The sequence below is a fragment of the Nocardia noduli genome, from assembly GCF_019038455.1.
Classification (GTDB): Bacteria; Actinomycetota; Actinomycetes; order Mycobacteriales; family Mycobacteriaceae; genus Nocardia; species Nocardia noduli.
The window spans coordinates 166477-184859 of record NZ_JAFMPL010000001.1 but is presented as its reverse complement, the minus strand read 5'-3'; the positions used below and the strand labels follow the sequence as shown (position 1 = coordinate 184859).

17 protein-coding genes and 1 pseudogene are annotated in these 18383 nt (G+C 66.3%); 7 read left to right on the top strand and 11 right to left on the bottom strand.

Annotation, left to right across the window (positions count from 1 at the left end):
- Positions 1–186: 186 nt before the first annotated feature.
- The 3 genes and pseudogenes from JZ792_RS00940 to JZ792_RS00930 all read left to right on the top strand — a co-directional run.
- A pseudogene (locus tag JZ792_RS00940) lies at positions 187–681 on the top strand (TetR/AcrR family transcriptional regulator C-terminal domain-containing protein); the annotation flags it as partial.
- A gap of 9 nt (positions 682–690) precedes the next feature.
- Positions 691–1116 (top strand): STAS domain-containing protein, encoded by a 426-nt coding sequence (locus JZ792_RS00935; protein WP_216905691.1) that lies wholly within the window; start codon positions 691–693, stop codon positions 1114–1116.
- A 192-nt stretch (positions 1117–1308) separates the two neighbouring features.
- Positions 1309–2538: an FAD-dependent oxidoreductase gene (locus JZ792_RS00930; protein ID WP_308165108.1), complete on the top strand. Its 1230-nt coding sequence runs from the start codon at positions 1309–1311 to the stop codon at positions 2536–2538.
- 142 nt (positions 2539–2680) lie between these two features.
- Here the strand turns inward: JZ792_RS00930 and JZ792_RS00925 are convergent, their stop codons facing one another.
- Positions 2681–3688: a zinc-binding metallopeptidase family protein gene (locus JZ792_RS00925; RefSeq protein WP_216905689.1), complete on the bottom strand. Its 1008-nt coding sequence runs from the start codon at positions 3686–3688 to the stop codon at positions 2681–2683.
- A 581-nt stretch (positions 3689–4269) separates the two neighbouring features.
- On the opposite strand from JZ792_RS00925, the gene JZ792_RS00920 reads away from it, so the two are divergent.
- Positions 4270–5145 carry an aldo/keto reductase family oxidoreductase gene (locus tag JZ792_RS00920; RefSeq protein ID WP_308165093.1) on the top strand — a complete coding sequence of 292 codons (876 nt, stop codon included), beginning with the start codon at positions 4270–4272 and terminating at the stop codon, positions 5143–5145.
- Between the two features lie 94 nt (positions 5146–5239).
- Here the strand turns inward: JZ792_RS00920 and JZ792_RS00915 are convergent, their stop codons facing one another.
- Positions 5240–6199 carry an AraC family transcriptional regulator gene (locus JZ792_RS00915; protein WP_216905687.1) on the bottom strand — a complete coding sequence of 320 codons (960 nt, stop codon included), beginning with the start codon at positions 6197–6199 and terminating at the stop codon, positions 5240–5242.
- A gap of 82 nt (positions 6200–6281) precedes the next feature.
- On the opposite strand from JZ792_RS00915, the gene JZ792_RS00910 reads away from it, so the two are divergent.
- The 3 genes from JZ792_RS00910 (at position 6282) to JZ792_RS00900 (ending at position 10176) form a co-directional block, all read left to right on the top strand.
- Positions 6282–7127 (top strand): NAD(P)H-binding protein, encoded by an 846-nt coding sequence (locus tag JZ792_RS00910; RefSeq protein ID WP_216905685.1) that lies wholly within the window; start codon positions 6282–6284, stop codon positions 7125–7127.
- Between the two features lie 759 nt (positions 7128–7886).
- On the top strand, positions 7887–9242 hold the full coding sequence (locus tag JZ792_RS00905; protein WP_216905683.1) for a GDSL-type esterase/lipase family protein: 1356 nt from the start codon (positions 7887–7889) through the stop codon (positions 9240–9242).
- Between the two features lie 73 nt (positions 9243–9315).
- Positions 9316–10176 carry a hypothetical protein gene (locus JZ792_RS00900; RefSeq protein ID WP_216905681.1) on the top strand — a complete coding sequence of 287 codons (861 nt, stop codon included), beginning with the start codon at positions 9316–9318 and terminating at the stop codon, positions 10174–10176.
- Between the two features lie 70 nt (positions 10177–10246).
- Here JZ792_RS00900 and JZ792_RS00895 read toward each other — a convergent pair whose 3' ends face one another.
- The 9 genes from JZ792_RS00895 to JZ792_RS00855 form a co-directional block, all read right to left on the bottom strand.
- Entirely contained in the window at positions 10247–10555 is a 309-nt protein-coding gene (locus JZ792_RS00895) for a cupin domain-containing protein (RefSeq protein WP_216906120.1), read from the bottom strand.
- Positions 10556–10740: 185 nt separating this feature from the next.
- Entirely contained in the window at positions 10741–11778 is a 1038-nt protein-coding gene (locus tag JZ792_RS00890) for a phosphotransferase (protein ID WP_216905679.1), read from the bottom strand.
- Positions 11778–12845, bottom strand: coding sequence for a phosphotransferase family protein (locus tag JZ792_RS00885; RefSeq protein ID WP_216905677.1), 1068 nt, complete (start codon positions 12843–12845; stop codon positions 11778–11780). Before JZ792_RS00885 ends, JZ792_RS00890 begins: the two co-directional genes overlap by 1 nt.
- Positions 12842–13294, bottom strand: a complete 453-nt coding sequence (locus JZ792_RS00880; protein WP_216905675.1) for a nitroreductase family deazaflavin-dependent oxidoreductase — start codon at positions 13292–13294, stop codon at positions 12842–12844. Before JZ792_RS00880 ends, JZ792_RS00885 begins: the two co-directional genes overlap by 4 nt.
- 42 nt (positions 13295–13336) lie before the next feature.
- Positions 13337–14593, bottom strand: coding sequence for a cytochrome P450 (locus JZ792_RS00875; protein WP_308165092.1), 1257 nt, complete (start codon positions 14591–14593; stop codon positions 13337–13339).
- Between the two features lie 6 nt (positions 14594–14599).
- Positions 14600–15379: an SDR family NAD(P)-dependent oxidoreductase gene (locus tag JZ792_RS00870; protein WP_216905673.1), complete on the bottom strand. Its 780-nt coding sequence runs from the start codon at positions 15377–15379 to the stop codon at positions 14600–14602.
- Between the two features lie 3 nt (positions 15380–15382).
- The gene (locus JZ792_RS00865) at positions 15383–15622 is read right to left on the bottom strand and encodes a ferredoxin (protein ID WP_216905671.1); all 240 of its coding nucleotides are present in this window, start codon (positions 15620–15622) and stop codon (positions 15383–15385) included.
- 1 nt (position 15623) lies between these two features.
- The gene (locus tag JZ792_RS00860) at positions 15624–16832 is read right to left on the bottom strand and encodes an amidohydrolase family protein (RefSeq protein WP_216905669.1); all 1209 of its coding nucleotides are present in this window, start codon (positions 16830–16832) and stop codon (positions 15624–15626) included.
- A gap of 26 nt (positions 16833–16858) precedes the next feature.
- Positions 16859–18328, bottom strand: coding sequence for an aldehyde dehydrogenase family protein (locus tag JZ792_RS00855; protein WP_216905667.1), 1470 nt, complete (start codon positions 18326–18328; stop codon positions 16859–16861).
- Positions 18329–18383: the final 55 nt, after the last annotated feature.

The following is an 18383-nucleotide window of genomic DNA, read 5'->3' as shown; positions in this document are numbered from 1 at the left end:
GGCGACGCCCCGACCCTCCGGACGCACGGAAGCGACCGACTGCGCCGCGGTGTGGAAATCCGGAAATGTCACACCTGATCTGCTCAGTTTACAAGGTAAACGCTGCCAGCTACATTGTGTCGAATGTGCGGTCAGGGTTCCGTCGACAGGCGTGACGCCGAGCCCGATGACGCGATCGGCAGATGCCTCGTCGAAGCATCGCGCTCGGACAACTGGCAGGACTTCCTGGTGCGCCTGGCACACGGCGTGCGTCAGGTCGCCCTGAACCACTCGGAACTGTTCCCACAGGAACCCCACCCGCCGCAAGCTCCGTGGGTGCCGCCATCACTACGCAGTCTGCGATGGACGGAAACCTTCCTGAACACGATATTGTCCTATGGATTCGATGACGAGGCCGCCGTCGCGGCATACCGGACCTACACGACATTCCTGTTCGGCCAACTCCTGCTCGAGGTCGCTGCCCGCGCACCCCACGACACCGCGGCCGTCCACGAGTCCGCGACCGTCCCCGCACGGGACCTGTCGGACTATCCGAACCTGCGTCGGCTTCAACCGATGCTGTCCCAGGATCACAGTGCCGCGGAATTCGAAGACGCCCTCGAAGCGTTGATCGACCGCCTCGAGGGCTGGACCGCACACCGCCCTCGCCGTGCCCAGGTCTCGCCGACGGATACAATGTAAACTCGCCTCGTGACCTCCAATGAACCACAACAGCAGGGTGTGGTGTCGTCGCATCAGTCCGGCACGCAGATGGAATCAGCGGTCGAAGCGATAGGTGCCGTGCGAGTGCTCCGGGTGAGCGGTGAGATCGACGTGCTGACCGCGCCCCGACTGCACGCCGGAATCGAAGAGGCATTGCGCGCCGTCCCCGCCGAGGGGGCCGACGGCGTCGTCGTCGACCTGTCGAACGTGACCTTCCTCGCCTCGGCCGGACTCGCGGTCTTGGCCGAATACGTGCGGCCTACGAACCAGCGCGACCGACTCGTCGTCGTCGCCAACAGCTCCGCCACCCTGCGCCCCATGAGCCTCACCGGCCTCACGGACCTGCTGCACGTCTGCGAGACACTCGAAGACGCCCACGCCGCGCTCGGAGACGATCTCTCCCGCCGCGGCTGATCGTCGTTTTCTACGGCCCCCGAAGCATGGACTTCACCGGAATCCGTACGCGGGCGGCGACTCGGCCTGCGTCCGATCCACTCCGCCGCCGACTCGCGACTATCGGCTCGAACCCCATATGAACCGATCCGGCCGCTCGCGCGTGGTTGAGGGGTGTGGAAGTCGAGAACAGGTGAGAGACCTGGAAACAGCATTGTCCCAACGGCATCCGCGCAGCGGGTACTGATAGTCGGCGCCGGGATCGGCGGAATAGCCACTGCCCGAGGGTTGTTGCGCGACGGCCACGATGTCACCGTGTTCGAGCAAGCCTCCGCGGTACGAGCCGCCGGTGGAGCGATTACCATCTGGCCCAACGGCGCCCGAGTACTCACCCAGCTCGGCGTCGACATGACCGGAGCCGGTCAACTCCTCTCCGCGGTACATGTGTCGACAGCCGCCGGACACCGCGTCGCCACGGTCGACGTGACCGCGTTGAACGCCGAACTGGGAGCACCCACCCGCATGGTTCCGCGTCGGGTACTCCTCGAACGACTGCTGGACGACTTTCCGATCCATCGCATCCGCGTCGATGCTCGCGCCGTCGCCGTGACCGACAGCCCCGACGGCGTGCGAGTCGACTTCGCGGACGGCACATCGGCAGAAGGTGACCTGCTGATCGGCGCGGACGGGCGACATTCGACGGTACGCGCGGTACTGGACGCCGACGACGCGGAGCCGACCGGCTGGTGCAGCTGGCAGGGGCTGGTCGAGCTGCCCGATATCGCCGACAGCGACGTCGCCGTGATCATCATCGGCGAAGGCGGGAACCTCGGCCTCTGGCCCGCGGGCAACGGTCACCTCCAATGGTGGTTCGACCTGCCCTGGTCCCCCGATTTCGTGCGACCCGACTCCCCGATCGACACCATCCGTTCGCATTTCGAGGGTTGGTCACGACCGGTGGACCGGGTGCTGGCGGCGTTGACCGACGACGACCTGAGCAGATCCCCGTTTCCGCACTTCCGACATCCGATACCGCGCAACTGGGGACGAGGCCGAATCACGCTGCTCGGCGACGCGGCCCACACCATGCCGCCCACGCTGGCCCAGGGCACCAATCAGGCTCTGCTGGACACGATGGTGCTGCGCCGAGCCCTCGCGTCGCCGCGCACCGTTCCTCGAGCGCTGCGCTGGTACGGCAGAACCCGACGGCGCAGTGTCACCTCCGTCTCCTGGATGACCTCACGTCAGGTCTCCCACGGCGAGTCCACGATGAAACCTGCCGCGCTACTGCCCCGTGAGTTCGTGACCAACGCGCTGACCGCTTTCATCCGGGCCACGAGCCACACCGCGATGTCGACCGAAGCCACCGAGAGGCAGTCCGGGATGGACAGCAACCGGCACGAGTTCGGCGAGCTGCTGCGCCGACCCGGGTGTGGGTCATGAGGAACGCGAGGTTCGATCACTCCGACACTCGAGGGTCGACCGCGACGACTACGGGCGTCGGCACCGGGGTTTCGCGACCGGGCGCAAGCCTGCCCGCCGCAGTGCGCGGTCCCGCCGGATCAGATCGAGGTGTACGGCGGTCTCAGTTGCCGGGGACGATCAGGTCGTGGACGAACTGCATCTTGTCGAGCACACGCTGCGGCAGGACGAACGGGTAGAGGTCCTGGTGGCCCATGGAGCGGTTGATTTGATTGAGTGCCCATGACAGCGGCAGCCACCATTCGATGATCCGCTCGAAGCCGACCTTGCCTGGCAGCAGTGAGTCCAAGGTCGAAGCGGCGGGCGCCATGGCGAACGCCGCCGCCGTGTCGAGGGTGTCGCGGATGTGGAGGTAGTGCGCGAAGGTCTCGGCCCAGTCTTCGGCGGGGTGCATCGTCGCGTACGACGAGACGAATTCCGACTTCCAACCTTGCGGGGCCCCTTGGTCGTAGTGGCGCGACAGCGCCTCTTGGTAGTCGGTGTCGGGATCGCCGAAGAGCGCTTCGAATCCGGACCGGTGCTCCCCGGTGCCGACCAGAACGGTCTGGTAGTAGTGCCCGATCTCGTGACGGAAGTGCCCGACCATGGTGCGGTAGGGCTCCTCCATCGATACTCGCAGTTGTTCGCGGTGCACGTCGTCACCCTCGGCGAGATCGATGGTGATCAGACCATCCTCGTGTCCGGTCGTGACTCGCTCGGCACTGCTCGAGAGCAGATCGAAACCGAGGCCGGTGTCGGGATCGTCTTCACGTCCGGTGATGGGCAGTGCCAGTTCGGTCAATTCGAGCACTACCCGACGTTTGTCGGTTTCGGCGTCGGCGAACGCCCGCAGACCCTCGACATCGTTGTCGGCCGGTCGCGTCCGTGTGAGCCGACAGGACCGACACAACGGGTCGGCCTCTGCTGCCTCGACCAGCCAATTACATTGCGCCAGAGACAGATTGTCGCAGCTACGCCAGGTGGTGTCATCGACCTCGACGCTGCCGTGCTGATCGAGTGCCAGCATTGTTCGACTCGGCAGGTGAAACCGCACCCGGCTCTTGCAATGCAGACACACCGAATTCTCGAACGACAGCATCTGTCCGCACGTGCCGCACACAAAGTTACGCATTCCATCCGCTCCTGGATATTCGTCGCACAGTTCGTCACCGCCCCCTGGGTGAGCAGGCGATCGGGTACTTCGGCCCTCGGCGCGAGGATGCCGGAGAGCATTCGGTTGGTCAGGGACGTGATCGGTCGAGGATCCTGGGACATGGCGCGTCCCGTGAATGTAGATCGCGGCCGAACCTGCGCACCGGCCGAGACCGGCGTTGCCTGTCGTGCAATACCCCCCGGTCATCGAGTGAAACGAACGCAGGGTGAAGGGGTGAGATATTCGGCAACGAGGAGAGCCGAACCGGCAGGAACAGGTGCGCACACCGAACGTTCAGAAGTATTTCGACGGACAGGTTTTCCAGCAGCCGCACGCCGTCACGGTCGAGCAATATCCGGTTCGCGCAGGCGGCCACGAGAGCGTCGTACTCCATCGTGGCCCCGGCTCTCTCGACCGCCGTGGTCGGACCCATCGTCTACTCCCGTCACCCGCGGGTCACCAACGCACTTCGAAGTGCGCACTTCCTATCAGGAAGTTGCACAACCAATATGAAGTCCGACGCCACGCCCCTCCGCAGAATCGATGCGAAAGACAAAGGCATGAACACACCCTCCCCTTCACTGCCCGGCGGCACCTGGGCTCTGGGCGATCTGACCGTCACCCGCGTCGGCTATGGCGCGATGCAACTCGCGGGCCCCTGGGTCTTGGGGCCGCCCGCCGACCGTGACGGCGCGATCGCCGTCCTACGCGAGGCCGTCGACCTCGGGATCACCCATATCGACACCAGCGACGCCTACGGACCGCGCATCACCAACCAACTGATCCGCGAAGCACTGCACCCGTACCCGGAGTCGCTGCACATCGCGACCAAGGTCGGCGCTCAGCGGGATGAGCAGGGTGGGTGGCCGACGGCACGGCAACCGGACCAGCTGCGTCGCCAGGTCGAGGAAAACCTCGAATCCCTCGGACTCGAGGCGCTGGATCTTGTGAACCTTCGACTCGGCGACGCCGAGGGACCGCAGGCGGGCTCGATCGCCGAAGCCTTCGAGACGCTCGCCGAACTCCAGAGCCGGGGCGTCATCCGTCACCTCGGTGTCAGCAACGCCACCGCCGAGCAGGTCGTCGAAGCCCAGGGCATCGCGCCGATCGTGAGCGTGCAGAACATGTTCAACCTCGCCCACCGCCACGACGACGAGTTGATCGACCGACTCGACCTCGAACACATCGCCTACGTGCCGTTCTTCCCGATCGGCGGATTCAGCCCCATTCAGTCCTCCGCACTCTCGGCGGTCGCCACCCGACTCGACGTCGGCCCCACATCGGTCGCCTTGGCCTGGCTGCTGCACAGGTCGCCGAATATCCTGCTGATCCCCGGCACCTCCTCGATCGCGCATCTGCGCGAGAACATCGCCGCCGCCCGACTCGAACTCTCCGAAGAAGACCTCGCCGAACTGGACGAGATCGGGCGCGAGTAGGCCCGGTGGCTACGCCCGCGGTTTCGGTGGCACTCGGCGGTCGCTGAAAATCGGAGGACCACATCGGGCGGTTTGCGTGGGCTCGAGCGCTCCGTCATCTCGATACGAGGCGAGTACCCGGCCTGACGAGGGACCGATGCTCGGTCGGCGTGATACCCCGACGACGTTTGAAAGCCACGCTCAGAGCAAAAGGGTTGGCGTAGCCTACTTTTCGCGCGATGGCCGCGACGGTCAGATCTGTGTCGCGGAGCAGATCGGCCGCCAGTGCCGCGCGCATGCCCGCCAGATAGGCCATGGGCGGTTCACCCACTTCGGCCGTGAAACGGCGAGCCAGGCCCGCCCGGGACGCTCCGAGGCGAGCGGCCAGCTCGGAGACCGTCCATGCCTGCGCCGGTTGGTCGTGCAGTAGTCGCAGGGCCTGGCCGACGATCGTGTCGTCTCCGGTTCGGTACCAGCCGGGGGCGTGCCGCTGGGGCCGGTCGAACCAGGCCCGCAGGGTGGCGGTCAGCATGAGGTCCAGCAAACGGTCGAGCACCGCCTGTTGTCCGGACCGGTCATGCGGGATCTCGCGGGCGATGATGTCCAGAATCGGATATTCGCCATTGGATTCGAGGACGACGAGCACGGGTGGAAGTTCTTCCAGCAGTCGTTCGCTGATTCCCACGGCACTCTTATAGGCGCCGCTCAGCAGAGTCGCGCCGCCCTCATCGACGTTGCCGCATGTCCGCGGCTGCGCTGGACGCTGCTCCTCACCGAGCCGTGCGGTGGACTCGGCGCAGTAGTCCGCCACCGAAATCACCCGGTGCACCGAGGTCGTCGGATCGTCGGAGATGGTGTAGGGGGCCGGTCCCCGAATGATCGCGATGTCACCCGCCTCGATCATCACCGGCTCACCGGTCGACGGCGTGATCCATGCCCGGCCGCTCAGCATCGTGGCCGTGCTCAACTCGGCGCCGCTGGTGAACCGTAGCGACCACGGCGGACTCAGGATCGATTGCGTCAGCAACGCTCCTCGGGCGCGAACCCCGTCCAACAGCTCCGAGAGCCCATCCACACCTCTCAATATAGACACTCGAAAATCCATCCGAGCGTTCCAGAGATGGCCGAGCCACCCCCTCGGCGGATTGACTCGAGGCATGACAAAGCAACCCATCCTGGTCACCGGTGCGACCGGCAAATCCGGCTCGCGTGTCGTCTCCCAGCTCGGCGAGAAGGGCATCCCTGTCCGCCTGGGTTCACGTTCGGCTCAACCTCGGTTCGACTGGGCGGATCGTTCGACATGGGACATCGCTCTCGAAGGGGTCGAGGCGGTGTATCTGGTTCCGTACGAGCTCGATCCGGTCGCGAAGCCCTTCGTCGCTCGCGCCCGAGAGCTCGGCGTCGAGCGGATCGTCGGGCTGTCCGGCCGCGGCATCGACACCCCCGGTTATGCCGATGCGAACAGCAGCGTGGGACAACTTCTCGGCGATGTCGAGGAAGCGTTGCGGGAATCGGGACTGCGTTGGACCATCGTGCGCCCGGCGTGGTTCGCGCAGAATTTCAGCGAGGGCTTCTTCCTCGACGCGGTGCTGGCGGGCGAGTTGCGACTTCCGGGCGGGGATGGCGCGGCGACCTTCGTCGACGCCGAAGATATCGCCGCCGTGGCGGTCGCGGCACTGACCGAAGACGGCCATCACCAACAGATCTACGAGGTCTCGGGCTCCCAGGCGGTGACGCTCGGCGAGGCGGCCGCCGAGATCTCCTCCGCCACCGGCCGTGACCTGAAATACGTCCCGTTGCGCCACGAACAGTTCATCGCCGAACTCACCGAACAAGGATGGCCCGCCGCGGACGCCGCGGAATTCGCCGACACCGTCGGCGCTATCCGCCGCGGGATGGACAATTACGTCTCCGACGGTGTGCAACGCGCACTGGGCAGACCCGCCCGCGACTTCCGAACCTTCGTCGAGACCGCCGTCGCCAACGGCGCCTGGACGACCTGAACGACACAACCATCCCAGAAGTTGGGACGGGATTACCCCGCCGAGTAGCCGGACTACCGTCCGATCAACGCGGCGGCCGACGACATCAGCGTCGGATACCGCACGATCTGGACTGCGGTCGCTTCCACGGCGCCATCTCGGCATCACGACGTTTGCCTACGCGAGGATTCACCACACATGCATCACAAAATTATTCAGCGCTGCATATGGTTTTCGACAATTCGCGGATTGCCGGTTCCCCGCCACCAGTAACCGCGTTACTGTTCATTTGTGCACGTCGCGGCGCACCAATTCGGTGCCATCGCCACGTCACACGGGACATCTCGACGAACGCGTCGAGATGGTGTCGACGGAAGGGCCGCAATGCATCCAACCCCCACCGCGATCGGCTCGGGGGCGGGTAGGCGGTACTTCCGTGACGGTGGCCGCGGCCCGCGTGACCGGTGGCGCGGGAGGTCGGGGCCCACGCCACACCGGCCGCGGCTACACCCGACGATCGGGTTGCGCACCCGCCGACGCCGGGTCCCTGGTACCGAGGCAGTTCCGGATACACCGAATCTGCGGTCGCGACACCCTCGACTGTTCGGGGGCACGGCTCATTCGGTTCGGCAGGATTGAGATAGACCGATATGTCCAGATAGGCGTGGGCCACGACGACGACCCGAGACGCACCGACCGCACATCACGGCCGATCGACCTACTCGACACGGTGTGCCAGAAACGGCGATACCTCACGACGACGTGAATGGGAGTTCGACGATGAATTTTCCCGGTCCGACACCGCGGCGAAACCGCGCTTCGGGTCCATCCGCGCTGACCGTGCCTGCCGCCGTGGCGGTGCTGGTGAGTGCGCTGGTCGGGGTCGGCACCGATCCCGCGGTCGGCCACGCGCAATCCGACTGTGATGGAACGCATTTCGTAGCATCGTGGACGGCCAGCCCCACCGATTCGGTGACCCCGCTCGACGCCTGGGGACAACCGACCCCGCTCACGGTCGATGATCAGACCTTCCGCATGATCATCACCCCTCACCTGGGTGGAACCCAGCTGCGTGTGCACCTGACCAACCGATTCGGACTCACCCCCGTGACCTTCGACCGAGTCAGCATCGGCAACCAGGTCTCGGGCCCGGTGGTCGGCGACATCGCACCGGTGCAGTTCGACGGGCAGACATCGATCACCGTTCCCGCGGGCAACGATGTCACGAGCGACCCGATCTCCTTCGCGGTCGCTTCCTTCGCCCCGCTGGCCGTCAGCATCCACGTGTCCGGAGCCGCCGGTCCACCGACCAAACACTGGAACGCCAACGCCACCTCCTACTACTCCCCGCACGGCAGCGGCGACCTGACCGGACAGCCCGGCTCCGACCAGTTCTCCGCGACCACCGGAGCCTGGTTCTACGTCGAGGCACTGGACGTGTCGGCACCGGCGAACACCCGGTCCGTGGTGGCATTCGGCGACTCCATCACCGACGGATTCGTGGGCGCGACCGCCCTGTCGGTCCCCGCGGACCGCGCGGTAGCCGACACCAACGGCCGCTACCCCGACCTGCTACAACGGCGACTCGACGCCGCGAATATCCCGATCTCGGTGGTCAACGCCGGAATCGGCAGCAACCGTGTGCTGACCAGCGGTGAACCACTACTGCTCGGCCCGAGTGGACTGTCACGTTTCCCACGCGACGCGCTCGATCAAGCCGGGGTCGCCGCGATACTGGTCCAAGAGGGAATCAACGATCTCGGGCTCCCACCGGCCCCCGATGTCGCCGCCATGATCGCCGGATACGAACAACTCATCACCGCGGCCCACCGCAGCGGTAAGAAGATCTGGCTGGGCACACTCCTGCCCGCCTCCGACGCGCTCGTCGACGGCGTCCTGCTGGCACCGCGCAGCGAAACCGACCGTCAACAGATCAACACCTGGATTCGGACACAGAACCGTGCCGACGGCATCGTCGACTTCGATGCCGCACTCCGCGATCCAGCCGATCCCGCGGTGCTCCAGCAGATCTACTCCAGCCCCGATCGACTACACCCCAGCCCCGCCGGCTACCGGGCTATGGCCGACACGATCGACCTCACCATGCTCACCGACACCCACTCCCCCGCCTGCTGACACCTCCCGTCGGCTCCGCGGCGACGTCGATGGACTCGGTACCGTCGACGGTGACACCGAGAAAGGTTCCGTCTTGTCGAACCCGAGCGCCCTGTCCCCACCTGGCGGATTCTTCCGAACCGCGATCGCGGTGCTCGTCGCCGAGGCGATCGTCCTGGTCGTCGCCTTCGTCCTCGCCCCCGGTCGGCTCGCAGCCTACGGATCCGGGATGGGCGCCCTCGACCAGGACGATCTCCGCACCGGGTTCCGCGCGGAATTCGATGAGTACTGGCGGACCAGCGAAGCCGATTTCTCGACGGGTCTGGACACCATGGTCGACTACTGGTTTCGCTACCACCTCGCCAAAGCCGTGATCGCCGCACTACTGCTGCTCGTGTTCGCGATACTCGGTGTGCTTGTGTGGCGCGCGTTCTCGAAGCTCGACAACACTACGGCTCGCGGCACGTTCGCGTTCGTCGGCGGCGGTGCGCTCGCCACGGTCTGCGCCGCGGCATCGCTGATCATCTTCATGGCCAATATTCAGGGCACGGTCGCCCCCTTCGCCTCCTTGTTGCCGATGCTCACCGGAGACGACGCCGAGGGACAGCACGCCGACACGCTCGACCAACTCGGGCAGCAACTCGACCACCGCGCGAGCACCGGCGAACGCGCGAGTCCCGCACTCGAGGCGATGATCACCGACTTCACCCGATACCACTCGGCGATGGCGGTGATCGCCACGATCGCCGCGATCCTGACGATCGGCGTCGGTGTGTGGTGTCGGGTGAAGGGCAGGACAGCGTCTACGGTCCGGCAATTCAGGCGTGCGATGACCTCGCTCGCGATGTTCTTCGCGTTGGCGGCGCTGGGCCTGATCGTTGTCGCGGTCGCCAACACGAGCACCGTCGCACATCCGATACCAGCGCTACAGGCGGTCTTCGAAGGCGGATGGTGATCTCCACAAAGAGTTCATCGACCGCGAGGTGACGGTCGAGTCGGGTTCGAATGCGCCGACGCGCACTCGATCAGCGCGCTCCCCCGCCGGCCGCACGCTCGATGGCGTCCATGCACTGTTGCAGGGCGTAGGCCGGGTTGACCTCGAATGCCCTGGTGGCTTCCTCGTAGATCAGGATGTGTCCGGCCGGGAAGAAGTAGGCCTCGCCCGCGGTGGCGACCTCGTCCGGTAGTCCGGTGTCGGGGTAGGTGGCGCGGATGGTGCCGCTGAAGATGTAGCCGTAGTGGGGGCAGGGGCAGACACCGCCGGGCATCCCGCCCGCTTTGTAGAGTTCGGTGCAGTCGCGGGCCCCGGCCGAGGTGGTCAGACCGACTTCCATATCCCCCCAGTGCGCCGATCGGAATCCTCCCGCACTGGCGGGCCAGCGGCCGCCACCTCCGGCAGGCAGTTCTTCCAGGGGCGAATGGGGCATGGTGTTCTCCTAAATTGTTCGGTTCCGCGCGGGGGAATCTATCGCGATTCGGACATTGATGAGGTCGATGTCGATAAATCGAACCCTCGAACTCAGACGGCGAGCAGGTCGAGACTTCGGTGACGTTCGACCGCCCGGGCCAGACGTCCGGTGAGGTGTTCGATGATCGGCCTGGCGACGGCGCGGGTGATCGACCACAGGAACAGTCCGTACGGGAGGGACGCTCGATACATGCGCCACGCGGTCTCTCGGTCCGGTGGTATTCCGCCGTAGGCGGCCAGCCGGTCGAGGTAGTGGTCGAGCAGGTGACGTTCGTTGCGTGCCAGTTCGTCCGAATCCAGCACGGTTGCCAAGTGATAGCTGACGTCGAGCGCCCAGGTGCCGCACTGGACGACCTGCCAGTCGATCAGACCGGGACTGCCGTCCGCCAGTTCGTAGATGTTGCCGGTGTGCAGATCGCCGTGCACCAGGCATACCGGATTCTCGGCAACGGATTCGTCGAGGACCGCCATCGCCGCCAGGAGTCGTTCCGCGCGGCGAGTGGCGCTCGAAATGCCCTGTGCGCGTCCGTCATCGAGTAGTTTCTGGAGTTGCTCGACGCCGACGTGCCCGGCGAGGGATGCCAGCCGTGGCGGGAACAGCCGACGCAGGGCGGCATCGTCGGCCTCCCACGTGGCGGCGTGCAGGGTCGCGAGTTGGTCGAGGGTGGCGAGTGCCTGTCGGGCGCTGTAGCCGACCATCGGGTCCAGGAATCGGGCACCGGTCGCGACCAGGTCGTGCAGGACGATCAATCCGTGACCGGTGGACTCGTCCACGGCCGCGTACTCGCAGGGCGGGGTCCGCACGGGAAGACGATCGGCCATCAGACGGTAGAAGTCGGCCTCGGTGCGCACCGGTCGCCGGAGGGCCGGGTTGAAATATCCTTTGGCGCACAGGGCGTTCGGTGCGTCGGCGGGCCCGGCGTACTCGACGCCGAAGCGAACCTTGGTCGCCACGGTCTCGATTCGTTCGACCACGTCGGTTCGGGTCACGACAGTTCCCGGATAGCGTTGCGCCAGAACACCGGTGAGCCACCCAGGGGAGAGCACCACCGTTTCGTCGAAGGGCGCGGGGTCGAGGTCGACGGCCACTACAGATCCCCCGTTTCTTCGATGCCGACCATCTCGCAGGCTCGGCGCAGGAACGAGTAACGCCGCGTTCCCGACGGCGGCAGTTCCAGCATGCGACGACTGCGCATGCTGAGCAGGCCCGCTTTGACGCCCGCGAATACTTCGTGCCACCGGAGGTGATCGGCGCGCAGGCCCGTCAATTCCTGCCACAGCGCGATGGTCTCGTCGCGGGTTCCCAGTCCGGGCAGCCGCGGCAGTTCCTGGCCGGTGCTGTGGGCCTCGTCGAACAGCAACCACCAGGCCAGATCCGATACCGGTCCCGCGAAGGACACCTGTTCCCAATCCATGACTCCGACGACGCGGAAGTCGTCGTCGAACATCATGTTCCCGATACGCGCGTCACCCCACGACAGGCCGACCGCCGAATCCGACGGCCGGTGGTCGCGTAACCAGTCGAACAGACGAATCACGGCGCCGGGCACTTCGGCGCCGACCGCCCAGTCGGCGTAGTCGCGCCAGTACGACAGTTGCTGTTCGTCGCCGGTGAGCCCGCGTTCGGGCCGATCCACGAACCGCACCGCCTCCACCGGCACCCGGTGGACAGCGGCAAGCTGACGCATCGCGTTGCGCCACAGCGTGTGTCGTTGCGCCGGGGTGGCTTCGGCGAGCCAGCCGGTGGCGTTGTACACCGGCATGCTGACCGGGACGCGGCCCCGCATGCGGCGCATCAGGTAGAAGGGACGCCCGAGCACGGCGGGATCCTCCTCGAACCACAGTGCCTCGGGAACTCGCACGTCGTCGTGCTGTCGCAATGCGGCAAGAATGTCGTACTGCAACCGGAAGCGCGGGTCGAGGAACATCTGATACTGCGGCGTCGGACAGACCCGCAGGACGAAATCCGCTGTGGTGTCGCCGTATCGGGCCTGGAGCAGGATCGTCTCGTTGGACACCCCCGCGCCCTGCGGATACTCGAGGTGATCGATGTCGACGCTCGCGACATTCAGGTGAGTCGACAGCCAGGGACGCAGACGGTCCGCGGTGGCGTCCAGGTCGCGCCCCTTGGAGAAGACGGGTGTCGGCGGGGTCATCGAGGCGTCTCCCCGGACGTGGGGCGCAGCACGACAACCGGAATCGGTCGGCTCGTCCGTGTCTGGTAGATGTCGTAGTTCGGCCAGTATCCGGTGGCGATCTCCCACAGTCGTTCCCGCTCTCGCGGCGACGGGGTGTGTGCGAGCACGGGGATGCGATCGGCTTCGACCTGCACGACCGCAGCGGGCTCGGCGAGCAGATTCAGATACCAGGCCGGATGGGTGTCGGATCCGCCCGCCGAGGCGATCACCAGGTAGTCGTCACCGTCGCGGCCGTAGATCAGCGCCGATGTGCGAGGCCGCGCCGACTTTCGCCCGGTGGTGGTGAGCAGCAGGATCGGCACGCCGTTCCATTCGTGTCCGACCGCTCCGTCGGTTTCCAGGTATTGCCGCACGTGCTCCGCGCCGCGCAGCGACAGATCCGGCGCTCGGTAGACCGGTTGGTTCATGCGTGTGGTCCTCATCGTTGTCGAGATGTTCGCGGTGACGGTTCAACCGAAACGAACATGGATTTCGGTGGCGCCCCGCTCGTACATGCCGATGAACACGGGGGGTTCGGCGTCGGGATCCAGTCGCAGATTCGGCAGCCGGTCGAGCAGTGCCGCGATTCCGGTCGTCATCTCGGCCCGGGCGACGTGCATGCCGAGGCAGGCGTGCGCGCCGCTGCCGAAGGCGAACGACAGGCGCGATCGTCGGGTGATGTCGTACTCGTCGGGGTCGTCCCAGCGGGCGGGGTCACGATTGGCGGAGCCGATACACAGGTGCAGCACCGCGCCCGCGGGGAGGTGGACACCGTGAAAGTCGATGTCGCGCGTCACATATCGGGAGAACATCGGGTCGGTCGGCAGCCAGCGCAATGTCTCGTCGATCGCGGGCCGCAGCAGACTTCGGTCCTCGCGCACAGCCTCGAGTACGTCCGGTCGCTGGAGCAGCGCGGTCAGGGTGATGCCCATCTGCTTCCAGGTGGTGCCCGAGCCCGCGGTCAACAGCAGCAGCGCGAAGGAGTAGATCTCGGCGTCGGTGAGCCGCTGCGCGGTGCCGTCCTCGTCGGGGAGTTCGGCCTCCACGAGCACGCTGATGAGATCGTCTTTCGGTGTGCGGCGACGGTCGGCCACGACCGGACGGAGCAGATCGATGAGCACCTGCGGCTGTCGCAGCGCCGCGCGGATTTCCAGCGCCTGCGATACCGGCACACCGAAACTGCTGGTGATGGTGAGTACCGGAATCGCCGCACAGAAATCGACGTTGAGTTCGGCGCGGCCCTGCTCGGCGAAGCCGTCGATCAGATGTTGGACGGTTTCCTCGATCCAGTGCTCGATCCACCATCCCACGTTGGCGGGCATGAACGAGGGCTGGACCAGCGACCGATAGCGTCGATGCTGGGCACCGCCCATGGAGATCATGCTGTTCTGTGTGCGCAGATCGCCGTCGTTGGGATCGACCGGTGTGGGCGAAGAGGCGAAAACCTCCGGGTTTCGGTAGGCGGCGTCGCACGCGGCGAAGCTGAACGCCGAGAAGTGTGGACGTTCCGGTATCGGCAGTCCCGCGAATACGGCGGGCCGGTCGTAGCCTGTCAGTTCGTGGACGACCCCGGGGTGCACTTCGGCCTCTTCCCGGAGCCGGTGCCAGACGGGGTAGGGATCGCCTCGATAGTCGCCGCCGGTCTGCACCAGATAGGCGCCACGCAGGTCGAACAACTCGCGCACTCGGTCGCGATCCAGCAGCGCCAGTGGACTATTCGCACTCACGTCGTCTCACCTCGCCACGTATCCGCCGTCGACCGGCAGCAGAACACCGGTGATGTTGGCGGCACGATCCGAGACCAGGAATACCGCCGCCTCCGCGCAATCCTCGGCGGCGATCGGACGTTGCAGGGGATGGTTGGCGGCCGTTGCCCGCACCATCCGCTCGACCGTCTCCGGATCCTCGCCGAGCCCGCCCGCCGACATGAATTTGGTCAACGGCATACCCGCGGGCCCCAGCGCGTTCGCCCGGATACCGAACGGCGCGCCCTCGATCGCCACCGAACGGGTGAGCTGGTGGACCGCGCCCTTGGTGGCCGCGTACACCGCCCCGCCCCAGGCGACGAGTCCGGCGACCGATCCGGTGTTGAGGATGACCCCGCCGCCGCCCTGTCGCTTGAACTGGATGACCGCGTGTTTGCATCCGAAGAACACGCCTCCGAGATTGACCGCGACCAGCCGGGAGAAGTCCTCGGCGGTGTGCTCCTCGAGCGACGCGCCGAGCCGCGGTGTCGGGATTCCGGCGTTGTTGAACACGATGTCCACGCTGCCGAGGTGATCGACCGCGCTCGCGATCATCGCCTCGACGTCCTCCTCCCGGGCGACGTCGCAGGCCACCGCGACCGCGGTGCCACCGGCGGCCTCGATGCGTCGTACCGTCTCCTTCGCCTGTTCCACCTGGATGTCGGCGCAGACCACCCGGGCTCCCTCGGCGGCGAAGCGCAGCGCCGAGGCGGCACCGACTCCCGATCCCGCCCCGGTGACGACGGCGTTCTTGTCTTCGAGCAGCACTGCTCACACTCCCTTGTCGTTGGCGAGGATGTCGTCGGTGCGGAGGTCGTCGGCGACCAGTCGCAGGGCGCCGGTCGGGCAGCCGTCGACGGCGGCCCGGATCGACGTCGACGTTTCGGTCGACGCGCCGAGGAAGACCACGATGCCGTCCTCGTCCTGGTCGAAAGCGCCGGGCGCGTACGCCGCGCAGACGCCGCAACCCAGGCAGACATCGCGGTCGACCTCGACCGTCCATCCGGGCATCTCAGACCCCCGCGAGAACCGGCGGCTCGGCGGGGGTGAAGCGGTAGAGCCGTTCGGCGTTACCGCGCAGGATCTTGTACTGGATCTCCGGCGACAGATGCGCGATCTGCTGCTTGACCACCGTGATGCAGTTCGGCCACGTGGAATCCGAATGGGGGTAGTCGGTTTCGCACATGATGTTGTCGGCGCCGAGGTCGGGGATACTCGCGATGCCGTGGGTGTCCTCGATGAAACATCCGTAGATGTGGTCGCGGAAGGTCGCGCGGATGTCGAGGGTGTCGAGATCGACATTGCGGCTGATCTCGTGTTCGCCGAATTTCATCCCCTTCTTGACCCAGTGCCGCTGCTTGTCGAGGACCTGCTCGGCGCGTTCGAGGAAGTACGGCATCCAGCCGATCTCCCCTTCCGACAGGGCGATCTTCAACTTCGGGAAGCGCTGGAACATGCCGCTGAAAAGCCACGAGAGCATCGCGCCCGAGGTCCTGGTCGCGCCCCAGGCGAGGTTGGCCAGGAACGGGGCGTCGGTCGAGATCCGGGGCACCGTCGACGACGATCCGACATGCATCGACACCACCATCTCCAGGTCGTTGGCCGCGGCCATCACCGGATCCCAGTATCCGTTGACGTCGTGGATGGTCGGAAGTCCCAGGGGCTCAGGGTTTTCCGAGAACGCGAAGGTGGTCGCGCCCTTGTTCGCGCAGCGCGTCATCTCCTCGACGGCCGCCGCCGGATCCCACAGCGGGATCAGCACCAGCGGGATGTAGCGTCCCGGCGCCGCGCCGCACCATTCCTCGATCATCCAGTCGTTGTAGGCGCGCAGACATACCAGGCCGAAGTCGCGGTCGGAGGCTTCCATGAACAGCTGACCGCAGAACCGTGTCACCGTCGGAAAGCACAGTGAGGCAAGGATTCCGGCGCGGTTCATATCCTCGATCCGGGCCGTGGGGTCGTAGCATCCCGGCCGCATCTCGCTGTAGGACAGCGATTTCGGGCTGAATTCCTCTTTCGACTTGCCCGCCACCGCGGACAGTCCCGAACTGGGGAAGCGTTTGCCGTCGTAGACCCAGGCGTCGACGCCGTTGTCGTCGACCTCGATATGCGGCGCCCGGTCGCGGTCCGCGCGCGGCACCCGGTCCACCCACAGGTGCGCGGGTTCGAGGATGTGATCGTCGACCGAGATCAGCCAGTCGAGCGAGAAGTCGGAAGTCATTGTTACTCCTTCGGATCGGAGGGCGGCTATCGGAGTTCGCCGATGGCCAGGTGTTTGATTTCTTGGAAGGCCCGGATGCCGTCGGGCCCGCGTTCGCGTCCCAAACCGCTCTGCTTGTAGCCGCCACTGGGCGCGTAGGCGCTGAACAGCGTGGTGTTGACGTTCACAGCGCCGGTGCGCAGCCGTCGGGCGACGGCGGTCGCTGCGGCGGTGTCGGATCCGTAGACCTGCCCGGACAGTCCGTAGCGGCTGTCGTTGGCGATGGTGACGGCGTCGTCGATGTCGCGATAGCCGAGTACCGCGAGCACGGGGCCGAAGATCTCCTCCGCCGCTGCGGGATTCGCGTTGTCGGGGACGTCGAGCACGGTCGGCTCGACGTAATAACCGCGGTTCATATCGGCCGCCCTGCCGCCGCCCTGGACCACGGACGCGCCGTTCTGCACGGCCGCCTCGATGAATCGCTCGCATCGTTCACGCGCGGCGGCGCTGATCACCGGCCCGATCGCGGTGGCCGGATCGGTCGGTGATCCGACCTTCAAGGCCGCGAAGGTCTTCGCCACCACCTCGAGCACTTCGTCCTTGTCTTCGCGGGGCACCAGCATTCGGGTGGCGGCGACGCAGGCTTGACCGGCTGTCCCCGCGACGACGGCCGCCGCGCCCCTTGCCACGTGGGCGATGGCGTCGGGCAGGTAGATCTGGGCGGATTTGCCGCCGAGTTCCAAGGCGACCCGTTTCACCGTCGGCGCGGCCTGGGCGAGGATCCGCGCGCCGATCGCGGTCGATCCGGTGAACGAGACCATGTCCACCGCGGGATGGCTGGTCAGCAGATGCGCGCCCTCGGCGCCGGACTCGATCACCACGCTGAAGACACCGCGCGGCAGACCGGCGGCTTCGGCGGCCGAGCCGAGGATCAGCGAGGAGATCGGTGTCAGCGGACTCGGGCGCAGCACCACCGAATTGCCCGCAAGCAACGCGGGCACGATCTTCTGCAACGCCATGATCAGCGCCGCGTTGTACGGGGTGATCGCGGCGACGACGCCGACCGGTTCGAAGCGGCGGATACTCAGCGCGACCCGTCCCCGGGTCGCTTCGTCCACCGGCACCGGATTGGCTTCTTCCTCGGGCAGCGTGGCGAACAACGCGACGGTGGCACGCGCGATGCCCAATCCGCCCAGGAACTGCGACCTTTCGGCGAAACTCAGCGGTTGACCGGCTTCGGCGACCATCGTCGCGATCAAGCTGTCCCGCGAGGCCTCGATGTGGTCGAGGAACGCGTGAACGGTCCTGATCCGTTCGGCCACCGGGATCGAGGCCCACACCCCGCTGTCGAAACTGCGTCGGGCCTCGACGATCGCGCGTTCGATATCGGCGGGCGTCGCGGCGTCCAGGTCGACGACATGTGTCTCGTCGGCCGGATTCTCCACGGCGAGCGTTCCGGTCCCACCGACCCACTCGCCTGCCACATACGAGCCGCGTTCGCTGATTATCGCTGCCATCCGGCCGATGCCTCCTTGCCGCCGCGACGCGGCGTGTGATGGGAATTCATGGGGT

What these genes read in the sequence shown, in the direction of transcription:
- JZ792_RS00925 (WP_216905689.1), bottom strand. Translation starts at nt 3,688, where the DNA reads ATGCGTAACTTTGTGTGCGGCACGTGCGGACAGATGCTGTCGTTCGAG.
- JZ792_RS00920 (WP_308165093.1), top strand. Translation starts at nt 4,270, where the DNA reads ATGAACACACCCTCCCCTTCACTGCCCGGCGGCACCTGGGCTCTGGGC.
- JZ792_RS00910 (WP_216905685.1), top strand. Translation starts at nt 6,282, where the DNA reads ATGACAAAGCAACCCATCCTGGTCACCGGTGCGACCGGCAAATCCGGC.
- JZ792_RS00905 (WP_216905683.1), top strand. Translation starts at nt 7,887, where the DNA reads ATGAATTTTCCCGGTCCGACACCGCGGCGAAACCGCGCTTCGGGTCCA.
- JZ792_RS00895 (WP_216906120.1), bottom strand. Translation starts at nt 10,555, where the DNA reads ATGGAAGTCGGTCTGACCACCTCGGCCGGGGCCCGCGACTGCACCGAA.
- JZ792_RS00885 (WP_216905677.1), bottom strand. Translation starts at nt 12,845, where the DNA reads ATGACCCCGCCGACACCCGTCTTCTCCAAGGGGCGCGACCTGGACGCC.
- JZ792_RS00880 (WP_216905675.1), bottom strand. Translation starts at nt 13,294, where the DNA reads ATGAACCAACCGGTCTACCGAGCGCCGGATCTGTCGCTGCGCGGCGCG.
- JZ792_RS00865 (WP_216905671.1), bottom strand. Translation starts at nt 15,622, where the DNA reads ATGCCCGGATGGACGGTCGAGGTCGACCGCGATGTCTGCCTGGGTTGC.
- JZ792_RS00860 (WP_216905669.1), bottom strand. Translation starts at nt 16,832, where the DNA reads ATGACTTCCGACTTCTCGCTCGACTGGCTGATCTCGGTCGACGATCAC.
- JZ792_RS00855 (WP_216905667.1), bottom strand. Translation starts at nt 18,328, where the DNA reads ATGGCAGCGATAATCAGCGAACGCGGCTCGTATGTGGCAGGCGAGTGG.